This window comes from Brevundimonas aurifodinae (genome assembly GCF_040195595.1).
GTDB lineage: Bacteria > Pseudomonadota > Alphaproteobacteria > Caulobacterales > Caulobacteraceae > Brevundimonas > Brevundimonas aurifodinae.
Window position 1 is genome coordinate 65525 of record NZ_JBEGDD010000006.1, and the last position, 13919, is coordinate 79443.

Annotated in this window: 11 protein-coding genes; 9 read left to right on the forward strand and 2 right to left on the reverse strand. The window is 68.6% G+C overall.

Annotated features, from left to right (window positions below; genetic code table 11):
* The first annotated feature begins 9 nt into the window (after positions 1-9).
* From ABN401_RS08505 to lpxB, 8 genes are all read left to right on the forward strand, one after another.
* A complete protein-coding gene (locus ABN401_RS08505; RefSeq protein WP_349684411.1) occupies positions 10-1227 on the forward strand; it encodes a M50 family metallopeptidase in 1218 nt (405 codons plus the stop codon).
* 29 nt (positions 1228-1256) lie between these two features.
* Positions 1257-3680: an outer membrane protein assembly factor BamA gene (bamA, locus tag ABN401_RS08510; RefSeq protein WP_432763539.1), complete on the forward strand. Its 2424-nt coding sequence runs from the start codon at positions 1257-1259 to the stop codon at positions 3678-3680.
* A 37-nt stretch (positions 3681-3717) separates the two neighbouring features.
* Entirely contained in the window at positions 3718-4305 is a 588-nt protein-coding gene (locus ABN401_RS08515; protein WP_349684412.1) for an OmpH/Skp family outer membrane protein, read from the forward strand.
* 9 nt (positions 4306-4314) lie between these two features.
* On the forward strand, positions 4315-5328 hold the full coding sequence (gene lpxD, locus ABN401_RS08520; protein WP_349684413.1) for a UDP-3-O-(3-hydroxymyristoyl)glucosamine N-acyltransferase: 1014 nt from the start codon (positions 4315-4317) through the stop codon (positions 5326-5328).
* Complete coding sequence (gene fabZ / locus ABN401_RS08525; protein ID WP_349684414.1) at positions 5321-5806, forward strand: 3-hydroxyacyl-ACP dehydratase FabZ; 486 nt, start codon at positions 5321-5323, stop codon at positions 5804-5806. Before lpxD ends, fabZ begins: the two co-directional genes overlap by 8 nt.
* Positions 5803-6609, forward strand: coding sequence for an acyl-ACP--UDP-N-acetylglucosamine O-acyltransferase (gene lpxA / locus ABN401_RS08530; protein WP_349684415.1), 807 nt, complete (start codon positions 5803-5805; stop codon positions 6607-6609). Before fabZ ends, lpxA begins: the two co-directional genes overlap by 4 nt.
* A complete protein-coding gene (lpxI, locus tag ABN401_RS08535; protein ID WP_432763540.1) occupies positions 6606-7454 on the forward strand; it encodes a UDP-2,3-diacylglucosamine diphosphatase in 849 nt (282 codons plus the stop codon). Before lpxA ends, lpxI begins: the two co-directional genes overlap by 4 nt.
* A gap of 202 nt (positions 7455-7656) precedes the next feature.
* Positions 7657-8811, forward strand: coding sequence for a lipid-A-disaccharide synthase (gene lpxB / locus ABN401_RS08540; protein ID WP_349684416.1), 1155 nt, complete (start codon positions 7657-7659; stop codon positions 8809-8811).
* A gap of 143 nt (positions 8812-8954) precedes the next feature.
* On the opposite strand, the gene gltA is transcribed toward lpxB, so the two are convergent.
* The gene (gene gltA, locus ABN401_RS08545; RefSeq protein ID WP_349684417.1) at positions 8955-10256 is read right to left on the reverse strand and encodes a citrate synthase; all 1302 of its coding nucleotides are present in this window, start codon (positions 10254-10256) and stop codon (positions 8955-8957) included.
* A gap of 61 nt (positions 10257-10317) precedes the next feature.
* Complete coding sequence (gltX, locus tag ABN401_RS08550; protein WP_349684418.1) at positions 10318-11733, reverse strand: glutamate--tRNA ligase; 1416 nt, start codon at positions 11731-11733, stop codon at positions 10318-10320.
* Here gltX and ABN401_RS08555 point away from each other — a divergent pair.
* On the forward strand, positions 11732-13894 hold the full coding sequence (locus ABN401_RS08555; protein WP_349684419.1) for a ComEC/Rec2 family competence protein: 2163 nt from the start codon (positions 11732-11734) through the stop codon (positions 13892-13894). The two genes, gltX and ABN401_RS08555, sit on opposite strands and share 2 nt — an antisense overlap.
* Positions 13895-13919 lie beyond the last annotated feature (25 nt).

Here is a 13919-nt window from a genome sequence, read left to right on the forward strand (position 1 = left end):
GGACGACGCATGCTGGACGCCCTGACCCAGGTCCTGATCTACATCGTGCCCTTCCTGCTGGTGCTGACGGTGATCGTCACCATCCACGAACTGGGCCATTTCTGGGTCGCGCGGGCGTTTGGCGTGAAGGTCGACCGGTTCGCCATCGGCTTCGGCAAGGCGATCTTCAGCAAGACCGACAGGCACGGCATCGAGTGGCGCGTCGGCTGGATGCCGTTGGGCGGATATGTGAAGTTCTCGGGCGACATGGACGCCTCTAGCGTGCCTGACAGCCGAGGGCTGGATACACTGAAGCGCGAGATCGTGGCCCGGGACGGGGTCGGGGCCGAACGCGACTATTTCCATTTCAAGCCCGTCTGGCAGCGGATGCTGATCGTGGCGGCGGGGCCGTTCGCCAACTTCGTGCTGGCGATCGCCATCTTCACGGTGCTGTTCTCGCTGGTCGGCGTGGAACTGCGTCCGGCCCGGGTGGCCGAGGTCACGCCCGGATCGCCCGCAGCGGCGGCCGGCTTCCTGCCGGGCGATCTGATCACCGGCCTGGATGGGCGCGACATTTCCGATGCCGGCGAGGTGACCCGCAAGGTCAGCCTGTCGAGCGGCGATCCCGTCAGATTCACCGTCGAGCGTCAGGGCCGCCAGATCGAACTGGTCGCGACCCCGGTGCGCCAGGTGCAGGACGACCCGATCGCCGGTCGTGTCACGGTCGGCCGGATCGGCCTGGCCCTGGCCTCGTCGCGGGCGGAAGCGCGCCAGGTCCGCTACAACCCGATCCAGGCCGTCGGCCAGGGGTTCCGCGAAACCGGGGACATCCTGGGCACCACCCTGACCTATCTGGGACGCATCTTCACCGGCCGCGAGAGCGGCGATCAGCTGAGCGGACCGCTGGGCATCGCCAAGGCGTCGGGGGCCCTGACCAACGCCGCCGTCGCGGCCAATCCGGACCCGGTGGCCACGACGATCAACCTGCTTCTGACCCTCACCAGCTTCGCCGCCATACTTTCGATCGGAATCGGCTTTCTAAACCTGTTGCCCATCCCGGTTCTGGATGGCGGTCACCTGGTTTTCTACGCCTATGAGGCTGTGGCGAAGAAACCAGTCGCGGCCGCGGTTCAGGAGGCGGGGTATCGGGTCGGTCTTGCTTTGCTGGCGGGTTTGATGTTGTTCGCGACCTGGAACGACCTGCAAAAGTTGAACCTGTTCCAATTCCTCGGCGGGCTCGTCAGTTGAGCCAGCGCCAGCCCCCGATGGTTTCCCGAATGATCCTGACCGACACCCGCGACGCGACGACACCGGACGCCCGAGCCCTGCGTCGGACCTGTGCCGTGACCGCCAGCCTGTTGGCCCTGATGGCGGCCGCGCCCGCCCTGGCCCAGACCGCGCCCGCGCCGGATGTCCAGCCAGGCCAGATCGCTCCGTCTCAGGAGATCCCGGACGAGACGGGCGTCGTCAATCGCATCCTGGTCCAGGGCAATCAGCGCATCGATCAGACGACGGTTCTGTCCTATCTGCCGATCCAGCCGGGCGACACGATCGATCCGGTCATCCTGGACGTGGCCATCCGCACCCTGACCCGGACCCAGCTGTTCGCCGACGTCCAGATCGGCCTGGAGGCGGACGGCGACCTGGTCGTCAACATCGTCGAGAACCCGATCATCAACCAGGTCGTGTTCGAGGGGAACGGCGCTATCACCGAGGACAAGCTGCGCGAGGAGGTGACCATCTCGCCGCGCGGCATCTATACCCGCGCCCGCGTCCAGGAGGACGTCGGCTCGATCATCGAGCTTTATCGCCTGTCCGGCCGCATCTCGGCGACGGTGACGCCCAAGCTGGTGCAGCTGGACCAGAACCGTGTCGACGTCATCTTCGAGATCGACGAAGGCCCCGAGACCGGCGTTCGCGCCATCACCTTCCTGGGCAACCAGGCGTTCTCGGACAGCGAGCTGCGCGAGGTCATGGTGACCAAACAGTCGCAGTGGTGGCGGCTGTTCACCAAGAACGACAATTACGACCCGAACCGGCTGGATTACGACCGGGAGCAACTGCGCACCTTCTATACCAACCGGGGCTATTACGATTTCCGGATCATCTCGGCGGTGGCCGAGCTGGCGCCGGACGACAGCGCCTTCGGCATCACCCTGACCCTCGACGAAGGCGACCGCTACAATTTCGGCGAGATCAACGTCGTCACCGAGAATGACCGGCTGAACACCGACCTCTTGGAGGCCCTGCTGCCGATCCGCACGGGCCAGCTGTACGAGAGCGACAAGATCGAGAGCGCGGTCGACACGCTGACGTTCGCCGCCGGGTCCGCCGGCTATGCCTTTGTCGACATCAATCCGACCTATCGCCCTAACCCTGAAACCGACACTGTCGACGTCACGTTCAACATCGCCGAGGGCCAGAGGGTCTATGTCGAGCGGATCAATGTCGTCGGCAACACCCGCACCATCGATCCTGTCATCCGCCGGGAGCTGATGCTGACCGAGGGCGACGCCTTCAACCGCGCCCTGCTGGAGCGGTCGCGGAACAATCTGCGCGCGCTGGGCTACTTCAAGGACGTCACGATCGAGGAGACGCAGGGCGAGGCCCCCGACCGGTCGATCGTCAACGTCACCGTCGAGGAACAGCCGACCGGCGAACTGTCGGTCGGCGCCGGCTTCAGCTCGGTCGACAGCTTCGTCGTCAACCTGGGGATCACGGAGCGGAACTTCCGAGGTCGTGGCCAGAACGTGGTCGCCAGGGTCGAATGGGGCTCGCTGCGCCAGCAGATCGACTTCCGCTTCACCGAGCCCCGTTTCCTCGGCCGGGATATCGGCGCGGGCTTCGATCTTTTCCACTCGCGCTACGACTTCCAGGACGAATCTTCGTTCGACTATCGTTCGACCGGCGCTGGTCTGCGTCTGACCTATCCGCTGAACGGCTACAGCCGCCTGTCGACGCGCTACTTCATCAAGGACGACGAGATCATCGTCCCGCAGGGTTTCTGCTCGGGCCTGGGCGGCGGATCGCGCGCCCTTTGCGAGCAGGTTGGATCGTCCCTCAACTCTTCGGTCGGCTACACTCTGCTGATCGATCGCCGCAACGACCCGATCCGGCCCACGCGGGGATGGACGGGCTCGCTGCGCCAGGACTTCGCCGGTCTGGGCGGCGACGTGAACTATGTGAAGACCGAGGTCGACGTGACGGCCTACTACGGCATCACGCCCAGCTGGATCGTGTCGGTGACCGGGTCTTCGGGCTATGTCAGCGGCTGGAACGGCGACGCGGTGCGGATCAACGACCGCTTCTTCAAGGGCGGCAACTCGTTCCGCGGGTTCGAGAACGCGGGCATGGGGCCGCGTGACCTGAACACCAACGACGCCCTCGGGGGCAATTTCTATGCCGTCGCCAGCGCCGAGCTGACCCTGCCGAACGGCCTGCCCGAGGAATACGGCATCCGCACCTCGCTGTTCGCCGACGTCGGCACCCTGGGTGTGCTGGACAATCGTTTCACGCTGAACAGCAACGGTCTGCCCGACCCGACCATCGCCGACGACCTGTCGCTGCGCGCCTCGGCCGGTCTCAGCGTTCACTGGCGTTCGCCGATGGGGCCGATCCGTTTCGACTTCAGCAAGATCCTCAGCCAAGAGGACTATGATCGCACCGAGACCTTCCGCTTCTCGACTTCAACCCAGTTCTAAACGGGGGGCCGATCCGGTCCCGCAAAAGGTATCCAGAATGAAACTCCTCGCCATCGGCGCCGCCGCCTTCGTCACCCTCGTCGCCTCCACCGTCGCGCCCTCGATCGCGACCGCGCAGACGCAGGGCCCGCAGAATCCGGGTCCGGTCATCCCCGGCGTCTGCGTCTATTTCAACCAGCGTCTGCTGGCCCAGTCGACCGTCGGCCAGGCCGTCCAGACGCGCATGGAACAGCTCGCCACCGAGGTTCAGGGCGAACTGGCTCCCTATGCCACCAATATCCAGTCAGAGCTCACCCGGCTGCAGAACGGCGGCGCGGCCGTGACCGACGCCGACCGTCAGGCGCTCCAGGCCCGCATCCAGGAGGCCCAGCAACTGGAGCAGACCCGTGAGGCCGAGTTGCGCTATACGCTTTCCGAGCAGCGCCGCCTGATCTCCGAGGCGGTCGAGCCGATCCTGGTCGCCGTCTATCAGGAGCGCGGCTGCGGCATCCTGCTGGACCGCGAGAGCGTGTTCATCGTCAACCCGGCCATGGACGTGACGGACGTCACCATCCAGCGCCTGAACACCGCCCTGCCGACCCTCAGCTTCAACCGCCTGCCGGTCCCGGCGCAGACCGCGCAGTAAGGGGTGGGCGTGTCGCCCGACCCCCGCTTCTTCGATACGCTGAGCCCGCTCAGCGTCGCCGACCTCGCGGCCCTGACGGGTGGCGAGGTCGTTCGCGATTCCGGGCAGAGCATCGCCCGGGTCGCGCCCCTGTCCGTCGCGGGGCCGCACGCCGTCGGTTTCCTGGGCGACCGCAAGTTCGTCGATGCCCTGAGAGCGACCCGTGCCGGATGCGTGCTCGTGCCGGCCGGTGCCGTCAACGCCGCCCCGGCGGGATGCTCGGTGATAACGACCCGCACGCCCCAGGCGGCCTGGGCCGCGGCGTCGGTCGCGCTTCACCGCCCGGTGCGGCTGGACCCGATCAGCGCGGCGGCCGCGTGTGAGGACGAGACCGTCAGGCTCGCGCCGGGCGTGGTGATCGGCCAGGACGCCCGGATCGGGCGAGGCACGGAGATCGGCGCGAACACCGTCATCGGTCCTGGCGTCCAGATCGGTCGCGATTGCGTCGTGGGACCGAATGTCTCGATCGGATACGCCCTGATCGGGGACAGGGTGAAACTGTATGCCGGAGTGCGGATCGGCGAGGCCGGGTTCGGTGCCGCCGGCGGCGTGGCCGGACCCGTGGATGTGCCGCAGCTGGGCCGGGTGATCCTGCAGGACGGCGTGACTGTGGGAGCCAACACCTGCATCGATCGCGGCGCATTCGATGACACCGTCATCGGCGAGAACACCAAGATCGATAATCTGGTCATGATCGCCCACAACTGCGTCATCGGCAGGAACTGCCTGATCGCGGGACACGCGGGGATTTCGGGCTCGGTCGTCGTGGGCGACGGCGTGATCTTCGGCGGGAAGGCCGGGGTGGGCGACCACATCAGGATCGGCGAGGGCGCGCGTGTCGCGGCGGGGGCGGGGGTCCTGGCCGACATTCCGGCCGGCGAAACCTGGTCCGGCTATCCGGCGAAACCCATCCGCCAGTTCTTGCGCGAGACCATCTGGGTCTCCAGACAGGTGGCGAGAAAGGGAGCGCGGACGGATGACTGAGGCCAGCGTGGCACAACCGGGAACGGCGATCGACTATGCCGAGGTGATGCGACGGCTGCCGCACCGCTATCCCTTCCTGCTGGTCGACAAGGCCGAGGATTTCGTGGTCAACACCTCGATCACCGGCATCAAGAACGTCAGCCACAACGAGCCCTTCTTTCCCGGTCATTTCCCCATCGACCCGGTCATGCCGGGCGTCCTGATCGTCGAGGCCATGGCCCAGACCGGGGCGCTGCTGATGTCCAAGACGCTGGACGTCGCCGTGGCCGACAAGGTCATCATGTTCATGTCCATCGACGGCGTCCGCTTCAGAAAGCCCGCGCGGCCGGGGGATCAGCTGCGCATGCACGTCGTCGTCACGCGCGCTCGCGGCGACGCCTTCAAGTTCAGGGGCGAGACCTTCATCGACGGCAAGCTGGCCGCCGAGGCCGAGTTCATGGCCATGGCCGTGACGGTCGAACAGCCCGTGACGCCGTGAGCCAAATCCACCCCACCGCCATCGTCGATCCGTCGGCCTGGATTGCGGCCGATGTCGTGATCGGGCCCTGGTGCACGGTCGGGCCTGGCGTCGCCCTGGCCGAGGGCGTGCATCTGGTCAGCCATGTCGTGATCCAGCAGGACACGAGCGTCGGGGCGCGGACCGTGATCCACCCCTTCGCCGTCATCGGCGGCGACCCCCAGCACAACGGCTACAAGGGCGAACCCGTCCGGCTGGAGATCGGATCGGACAATTCGATCCGCGAGCACGCCACCTTCAACCGGGGCACGCCGCCCCATGCTGGAGGAGGAGGGGGGACCGGCGTCACGCGGGTGGGGTCGAATGGCCTGTTCATGACGGGAGCGCACGTCGGCCATGACGCCGTGGTCGGCGACAACGTCGTGATGGCCAACCAGGCGACCTTGGGCGGCCATGCGCGGATCGGGGACAAGGTCTTCCTGGGCGGACTGTGCGCCGTGCATCAGAACGGCCGGGTGGGGCAGGGGGCGATCGTCGGCGGTCTGGCGGCCGTGACGCGCGACGTCATTCCCTACGGCTCGGCCTGGGGCAACCACGCGCGGCTGCACGGGCTGAACCTGATCGGGCTGAAGCGGAAGGGATACGGCAAGGACGCCGTGCGACGGCTGCTGGCGGCCTATCGGGACCTGTTCGAGGGGCCGGGCGTGTTCGCTGACCGGCTGTCAAAGGTCGAGATCGAATACGGCGATCTGATCGAGATCATGGAGATCGTCGCCTTCATTCGTGAGAGTTCAAAACGGCCCCTGTGCCTGCCGGAGGCGTGACCGTGCCCGACCGGGGCCGGCTGGGGCTGATCGCGGGCGGCGGGGCCCTGCCGCTGGCCATCGCGGCGCGGTGCGAGGCCGAGGGACGGCCGGTGTTCGTGGTGCGGCTGACGTCCTTCGCCGATCCGCATCTGGCGCGATATCCGGGGATCGAGGCGGGCATGGCCGAGATCGGGCGCGTGTTGTCGGCCCTGAAGAAGGCCGGATGCGCGGCGGTGTGCTTCGCCGGGACCGTCAACCGGCCGGATTTCAAGGCGCTGAAGCCCGATCTGAAGGGCGCGACGGTGCTGCCCGGCATCATCGCGGCGGCGACGAAGGGCGACGACGCCCTGCTGAGGAAGATCCTGTCGGTATTCGAGGCCGAGGGCTACGCCATCGAGGGGGCCGACGACATCCTGGGCGGCGAGACCCTGCCGGCCGGGGCGCTCGGCCGGGTGACGCCTACGGCGGATCAGCTGGCGGACCTGAGGAAGGCGCTGCACGTCGCGGAAAAGGCCGGGGAACTGGATATCGGCCAGGGCGCGGTCGTGTGCGACGGCCTGGTCCTGGCGGTCGAGGCGCAGGAGGGGACCGACGCCATGCTGGCCCGCGTCGCCGGTCTGCCCGCCGATCTGCGCGGTTCGGCGGGGACGCTGAAAGGCGCGCTCGGCAAGGCGCCCAAGCCTATCCAGGACCTGCGGGTCGACATGCCGGTGATGGGCGCGCGAACGGTTGAGATGGCTGCGGCGGCCGGGCTGGCGGGCATCGGCGGGGTGGCGGAGCGGCTGATCCTGATCGACCGGGCGGCGATCATCGAAGCGGCGGACCGGCTGGGTCTGTTCGTCTGGGGCGAAGCGCGGCCGTGATCGGCTTGAACCGCAGTCGTAGTGGCTTGACCCTCTCTTGCCGCTCGTCCCTGCGAAAGCGGGGACCCAGTCCTGTCCGCGCCCCGATTTGGGCCACTCACCAGGATCTTTCGCCATACCGGCCTGCCTCGCAAAAGCACTGGGTCCCCGCTTTCGCGGGGATGAGCGGAAGAAAAACGGGTCGTGGCGCCGGAGGCCGATCGTGAAGATCCTGCTCGTTGCGGCGGAAGCGTCTGGAGATGCTCTTGGCGCAGGCTTGGCCAAGGCCTTGAAAGGTCAACAGCCAGACATTGCCTTGGTCGGCATCGGCGGGCCCAAGATGGCGGCCGAGGGCATCGTCAGCCCCTTCGACATCGCCGAGCTGTCGGTGCTGGGCTGGATCGAGGGCCTGCGCGCCTATGGCCGGGTCAAGGCGCGGGTGGCGGACACCGTGGCGTTCGCTGTGCGCGAGCGGCCGGACGCGGTCGTCCTGATCGACAGCTGGGGCTTCACCATCCGTGTGGCCAAGGCGATCCGGGCGGTTCTGCCGGACATCACGCTGATCAAATACGTCGGCCCCCAGGTCTGGGCGTCGCGGCCGGGGCGGGCGAAGACGCTGGCGGGGTCGGTCGATCACCTGCTGGCGCTGTACGCCTTCGACGCGCCCTGGTTCGAGAAGGAGGGCCTGCCGACGACGGTGGTGGGGTCCCAGGCCCTGCACGTCGACATGAGCGGGGCCGATCCGGCCGCCTTCCGCCGCACGCGAGGCATCGCGGCGGACGCGCCTCTGCTGCTGGTCCTGCCCGGCAGCCGGCCCAGCGAAATCCGGCTGATGACGCCCGTCTATGAGGCCGCGGTGGCTCAGGCGAAAGCCGGGCGGCCGGGGCTGGAGGTGGCGGTCGTCGCGGCCGGCACGGTGGCCGAGGACGTCGCCGCCCGCGTCGCCGCCTGGCCGTTCCGGGCGCACCTGGTTTCGGAGGCAGACAAGTACGCGGCCATGAAGGCGGCGACCGTGGCCCTGGCGACGTCCGGCACGGTCTCGACCGAGCTGGCCCTGGCGGGCGCGCCCATGGTCATCGGCTACCGCTTCCAGCCGCTCAGCTATGCGATCATGAAGCCCTTTTTCACCGGCAGATACGCGACCCTGTTCAATCATGCGGCGGACGCGGAGATCGCCAAGGAGCTGATCCAGACCGAGGCGACGCCGGAGCGGTTCGCCGCCGAGGTCGCGCGGCTGCTGGACGACCCGGCGGCGCGGGCCGATCAGGCGGCGCGCCAGACGGCGGCGCTGGACCGGATGGGGCGCGAGGGGCGCGACCCGTCGGAGATCGCGGCGGAGGCGGTCATCGAAACCCTCTCCCAGAGGGAGAGGGCCTGAGGCTCGGAGAGCGAAGCGATTCGCAAGCCGAAAGGGTGAGGGGTTGCTGTGCGAGTCGGTGAGTGCAGAACCCCTCACCCTTTCGCGCCAGGACGACGGTTTCGCCGCCGTGCGCTCAAGCCCTCTCCCTATGGGAGAGGGAGTTATCCCCGCTGCTGGATCGGAACGTAATCCCGCTCGGTCGGACCCGTGTACAGCTGCCTCGGGCGGCCGATCTTCTGCGACGGATCGGCCATCATTTCTTGCCACTGGGCGATCCAGCCGACGGTGCGGGCCAGCGAGAACAGCACAGTGAACATCGAGGTCGGGAAGCCCATCGCAGACAGGGTGATGCCCGAATAGAAGTCGACGTTCGGGAACAGCTTGCGCTCGATGAAATACTCGTCGTTCAGGGCGATGCGCTCCAGCTCCTTGGCGACCTGGAACAGGGGATCGTTGGGGTCGCCGACGGCGGCCAGCACCTCGTCGGCGCTCTCCTTCATCACCTTGGCGCGGGGGTCGTAGTTCTTGTAGACCCGGTGGCCGAAGCCCATCAGCTTGTATTTCTTGGCCTTCACGCCCTCGATGAACTCCGGGATCTTGTCCGGAGTGCCGATCTCCTTGAGCATGTTCAACGCCTCCTCGTTGGCGCCCCCGTGCGAGGGGCCCCACAGGCAGGCGATGCCTGCGGCGATACAGGCGAAGGGGTTGGCGCCCGACGACCCCGCCAGACGCACCGTCGAGGTCGAGGCGTTCTGCTCGTGGTCGGCGTGCAGGATGAAGATGCGGTCCATGGCCTTGGCCAGCACCGGATTGACCTCATAGTCCTCGGCCGGGACGGCGAAGCACATCCGCAGGAAGTTCTCGGAGTAGCTCAGCTCGTTCCGGGGCGTCACGAAGGGCTGGCCGATGTGATACTTGTAGGCGCGCGCGGCGATGGTCGGCATCTTGGCGATCAGGCGGATGGCCGAGATCTCGCGCTGGCGGGCGTCGTGGATGTCCAGGCTGTCGTGATAGAAGGCCGACAGGGCGCCGACCGTGCCGACCATGATGGCCATCGGGTGGGCGTCGCGGCGGAACCCCTCGAAGAAGCGATCGAACTGCGAATGCAGCATGGTGTGCCGCGTGACGATATTCTCGAACGCCGCGAACTCCGACGCGGTCGGCAGTTCTCCGTGCAGCAACAGGTGGCAGACCTCGAGGAAGCTGGACTTCGACGCCAGCTGGTCGATCGGATAGCCGCGGTGGAGCAGGGTGCCGACGTCGCCGTCGATATAGGTCAGGGCGCTCTCGCAGGCCGCCGTGGAGGTGAAGCCGGGGTCGAATGTGAAGGCGTCGGTGGCCGCGTACATCTTGCGGATGTCGATGACGTTCGGGCCAGTCGATCCGGCCATGACCGGCAGTTCGACCGACGTGTCGCCATAGGTCAGGGTCGCCGTTCCGGCGGACTTCGGAGCTTCGGTCATGAGGGCCCTTTTTCGGTTTGCGGCGGCTCGATCAAGGCCGAGCCACGAGGGTTATGGACGTTCACTTAGTCTGTTGCAGCGCATCATCCAAGCGCCCCAGCGCCTCTTCGCGCCCGAGCGCCGAAAGGATGCGGGCGATGTCGGGCGACACGAGCCCCCCGGTCAGGGCGGCGCGCATGGGGGGTCCGATCTTGCCGAAGCCGACGCCCTCTTCCTCTGCGAAGGCCTTGAGCTCGGCCTCAAGGGCGAAGACGTCCCACGACTGGAACAGGGCGAGCCGCGCGCGCAGGCGGGCCACTCGCTCGGCTGTCTCGCCGGACAGCATGGCGCGCGCCTTGTCGTCCAGCGCCAGCGGGCGGCGAGCGAGAACGAAGGCCGTCTGGTCGGCCAGCTCGACCAAGGTCCTGGCGCGGTCCTTCACGAAGGGAATGGCCTGCTGAAGCCGAGCCTCATCGCCCTCGTTCAGGTCGCGGCCGGCGGCCAGGTGGGCGTCGAGCGTCAGCTGGGCCAGGCGGTCGTCGGCGGCGAGGCGCAGCCAGTGGGCGTTGACGTGGGCCAGCTTGTCGAAGTCCAGCCGGGCCGGGGCCTTGCCGATGGCCGACAGGTCGAACCATTCCCGCGCCTGGTCATCTGAGAACAGCTCCTCGTCGCCCTTGGCCCAGCCCAGGCGCGCCAGATAGTTGCGCATCCCCTCCGGCAGATAGCCCATGGCGGCGTACTCGTGGACGGCCTGGGCGCCGTGGCGCTTGCTGAGCTTGGCACCGTCCGGGCCGTGGATCAGGGGGATGTGGGCGAAGACCGGGCGCGACCAACCCAGGGCGTCATAGATCAGGCTCTGGCGCGCGGCGTTGTTCAGGTGGTCGTCGCCCCGGATGACGTGGGTCACGCCCATGTCGTGGTCGTCGACGACCACGGCGAGATTGTAGGTGGGCGCGCCGTCTGACCTCAGGATCACGAGGTCGTCCAGCGAGGAGCTGTCCCAGCGAACCGTGCCCTGGACGGCGTCCTCGACCACCACGGCGGTATCGAGCGGCCGGCGGAAGCGCACCGTGTGGCGCTTCGACAGATCATCGACCGTCGGCTCGCGATCGCGCCAGGGCGAGACGAAGTCGCGGCCCTCGGATTTGGCCGCATCGCGAAGGGCACCGGTCTCCTCGGCGGAGAGAAAATCGCGATAGGCGTGGCCGGTCTCCAGCAGCTGATCGATCACCTCGCGGTGACGATCGGCGCGGGCGAACTGGAAGACGGGATTCTCGTCGGCGAACAGCTCCAGCCAGGACAGGCCGTCGAAGATCGCCTTGACCGCTTCGTCGGTGGACCGCTCGCGGTCGGTGTCCTCGACGCGGACCAGGAACTTGCCACCCCGACCCTTCGCGTAGAGGTAGTTGAACAACGCCGTTCTTGCGCCTCCTATGTGGAGGGAGCCGGTGGGCGAGGGGGCGAAGCGGGTGACGACCTGGGGGGAGGCTGAAGGCATGGGAAGGGGGTCCGATGGGGCCGCCCTTATACCGCCCGACGCCGCGAATCCCAGCCCGGGCGACCGCATCCGCGCCGGGCTGAGGACCGAGGTCGTCGCCCAGACCCTGCGCTGGCGGCTGTGGGCCCCTGTCGCGTTCGGCGGGGGTGCCGCGATCTATTTCGCCCTGAAGACCGAGCCGCCGCTGTGGCCGCTGGTGCTGGCGGCGGGGCTGGCGACGGCGGTGTGGCTGGGCGCGAAGGGACGCGGGGCGGGGCGGGCGGTGACACTGCCGCTGATGCTGGTGGCCTGTCTGGCGCTGGGGCTGGCGGTGGCCAAGGCGCGGACCGAGCGGGTCACGGCGCCGATCGCCCCGGCCATGGCCGAACCGACGACGGTCGAGGGTTGGGTCATGGACGTCGACAGCCCCGGCGACCGGGGTCACCGGGTGGTGATCGCGCCGGTCCGCGTCCGGGGGCTGGAGCCCGAGGCGACGCCGATCCGGCTGAGAGCCACGGTGCGAGGCGAGCCGCCGCGGCCGGGCGACGCGATCCGCCTGTTCGCCATCGTCAATCCGCCGCCGCCGCCGGCCAGCCCCGGGGCCTATGACTTCGGGCGCAACGCATTCTTCCTCGGCATGGGCGGGACGGCGTTCGGACTGGGGCCGACGCGCGAGGCGGTGCTGCCCGAGCCGCCGTGGCCGATCCGCCTGGCGATGCGGGTCAACTCTGTGCGCTTCGCCCTGGCCGAGCGGATCGTGGCGCGTCTGGGGGAGCGGACGGGCGGGATCGCGGCGGCCATGGTGACCGGGCACGAGACCTGGATCGCGCGCGCGGACCTGGACGCCATGCGCGACAGCGGTCTGGCGCATATCCTGTCGATCTCGGGCCTGCACATGGCGATCGTCGGTGGCTTCGTCTTCTTCGCGGTGCGGCTGGGCGTCGCCGCCTGGCCGTGGCTGGCGCTGAGGGTCTCGGGCAAGAAGGTGGCGGCGGTGGCTGGCCTGATCGCGGTCTGGAGCTACCTCGTGCTGTCGGGCGCGCCAGCCCCGGCGCAGAGGGCGGCGATCACGGCGTCGGTGGCCTTCGTCGCCATGCTGCTGGACCGGCCGGCGGTCACGATGCACGCCCTGGCGGTCGCGGCGATGATCGTGCTGGCGCTGCAGCCCGAGGCCATCGTGACGCCGGGGTTCCAGATGTCGTTCGCGGCGACCGCGGCCCTGGTCGCCCTGGCCGAGGCCTGGCCGCCCCGCGCCAGCGGCATGGGCGTGCCCTGGCCGATCGCGGCGGTTCAGGGAGCGGGGCACTGGCTGACGATCGCTGTGACGGCGAGCCTGGTCGCGGGGGCGGCGACGGGGCCGTTCGCGATCCAGCATTTCAACCGAGCGGCCGTCTATGGGCTGGTGGCCAATCTGGCGACCTCGCCGATCGCGGACTTCGTGATGATGCCGGCCCTGGCCCTGGGGGCGGTGTTGGAGCCGCTCGGGCTGGGCGGGCCGTTCCTGTGGGTCGCGGGCAAGGGGGTGGAGGCGATGCTGGCCATCGGCCACTGGACGGCAAGCCTGCCGGGCGCGGTGCGGACGGTGGCCAGCGCGCCGGACTACGTCCTGCCGATCGCTTTCGTGGGCGTGCTGTTCCTGTGTCTTTGGAAAGGGCGGCTACGATGGCTGGGGCTGCCGTTCGCCTGCGCGGTGCTGTTGTGGCCGAGGGCGGAGACGCCCACGCTGTGGATCGGGGACGCGGGCACGAACGCTGCCTGGAGCGAGGGGGATCAGGCCGTGGTCGTGCGGCCGGGGGTGCGCGAGTTCGCGGCCGACCTGTGGTCGCGACGGCGGGGGCTGGAGCTGACGCCGAGGCCGGAGGACGGCTGGGTCTGTCGGCGGACGTCCTGCGTGCCCGAGACCGCGACGGCTCCGGTGGCGCTGTGGTGGGGCCGGACCGAGCCGTCAGCGGCCCAGATGGCGGACCTGTGCCTGTCGGCCGAGGTGGTCAGCGTACGGGCCGTCGTGACAGGCTTGCCGGAGGCCTGCGCGTCACGGCTGGTGCTGGACGGCGTGGACTATGCCCGCGGCGGAGCGGTCGAGCTGTGGCGCGGCGACGACGGCTGGCGGGCGGTCTGGGCGGCCGATGTGCGGGGCGACCGGCCGTGGAGCCGGATCGGCGATCCGGATGGGGAGGGGTGAGCGGCCATCAACGCCGTCATCCTCG

Excerpts from the sequence above, each read along its gene's own strand:
- gltX (WP_349684418.1), bottom strand. The coding sequence starts at position 11,733 with ATGCCTTCAGCCTCCCCCCAGGTCGTCACCCGCTTCGCCCCCTCGCCC.
- fabZ (WP_349684414.1), top strand. The coding sequence starts at position 5,321 with ATGACTGAGGCCAGCGTGGCACAACCGGGAACGGCGATCGACTATGCC.
- ABN401_RS08505 (WP_349684411.1), top strand. The coding sequence starts at position 10 with ATGCTGGACGCCCTGACCCAGGTCCTGATCTACATCGTGCCCTTCCTG.
- ABN401_RS08515 (WP_349684412.1), top strand. The coding sequence starts at position 3,718 with ATGAAACTCCTCGCCATCGGCGCCGCCGCCTTCGTCACCCTCGTCGCC.
- ABN401_RS08555 (WP_349684419.1), top strand. The coding sequence starts at position 11,732 with ATGGGAAGGGGGTCCGATGGGGCCGCCCTTATACCGCCCGACGCCGCG.
- gltA (WP_349684417.1), bottom strand. The coding sequence starts at position 10,256 with ATGACCGAAGCTCCGAAGTCCGCCGGAACGGCGACCCTGACCTATGGC.
- bamA (WP_432763539.1), top strand. The coding sequence starts at position 1,257 with ATGATCCTGACCGACACCCGCGACGCGACGACACCGGACGCCCGAGCC.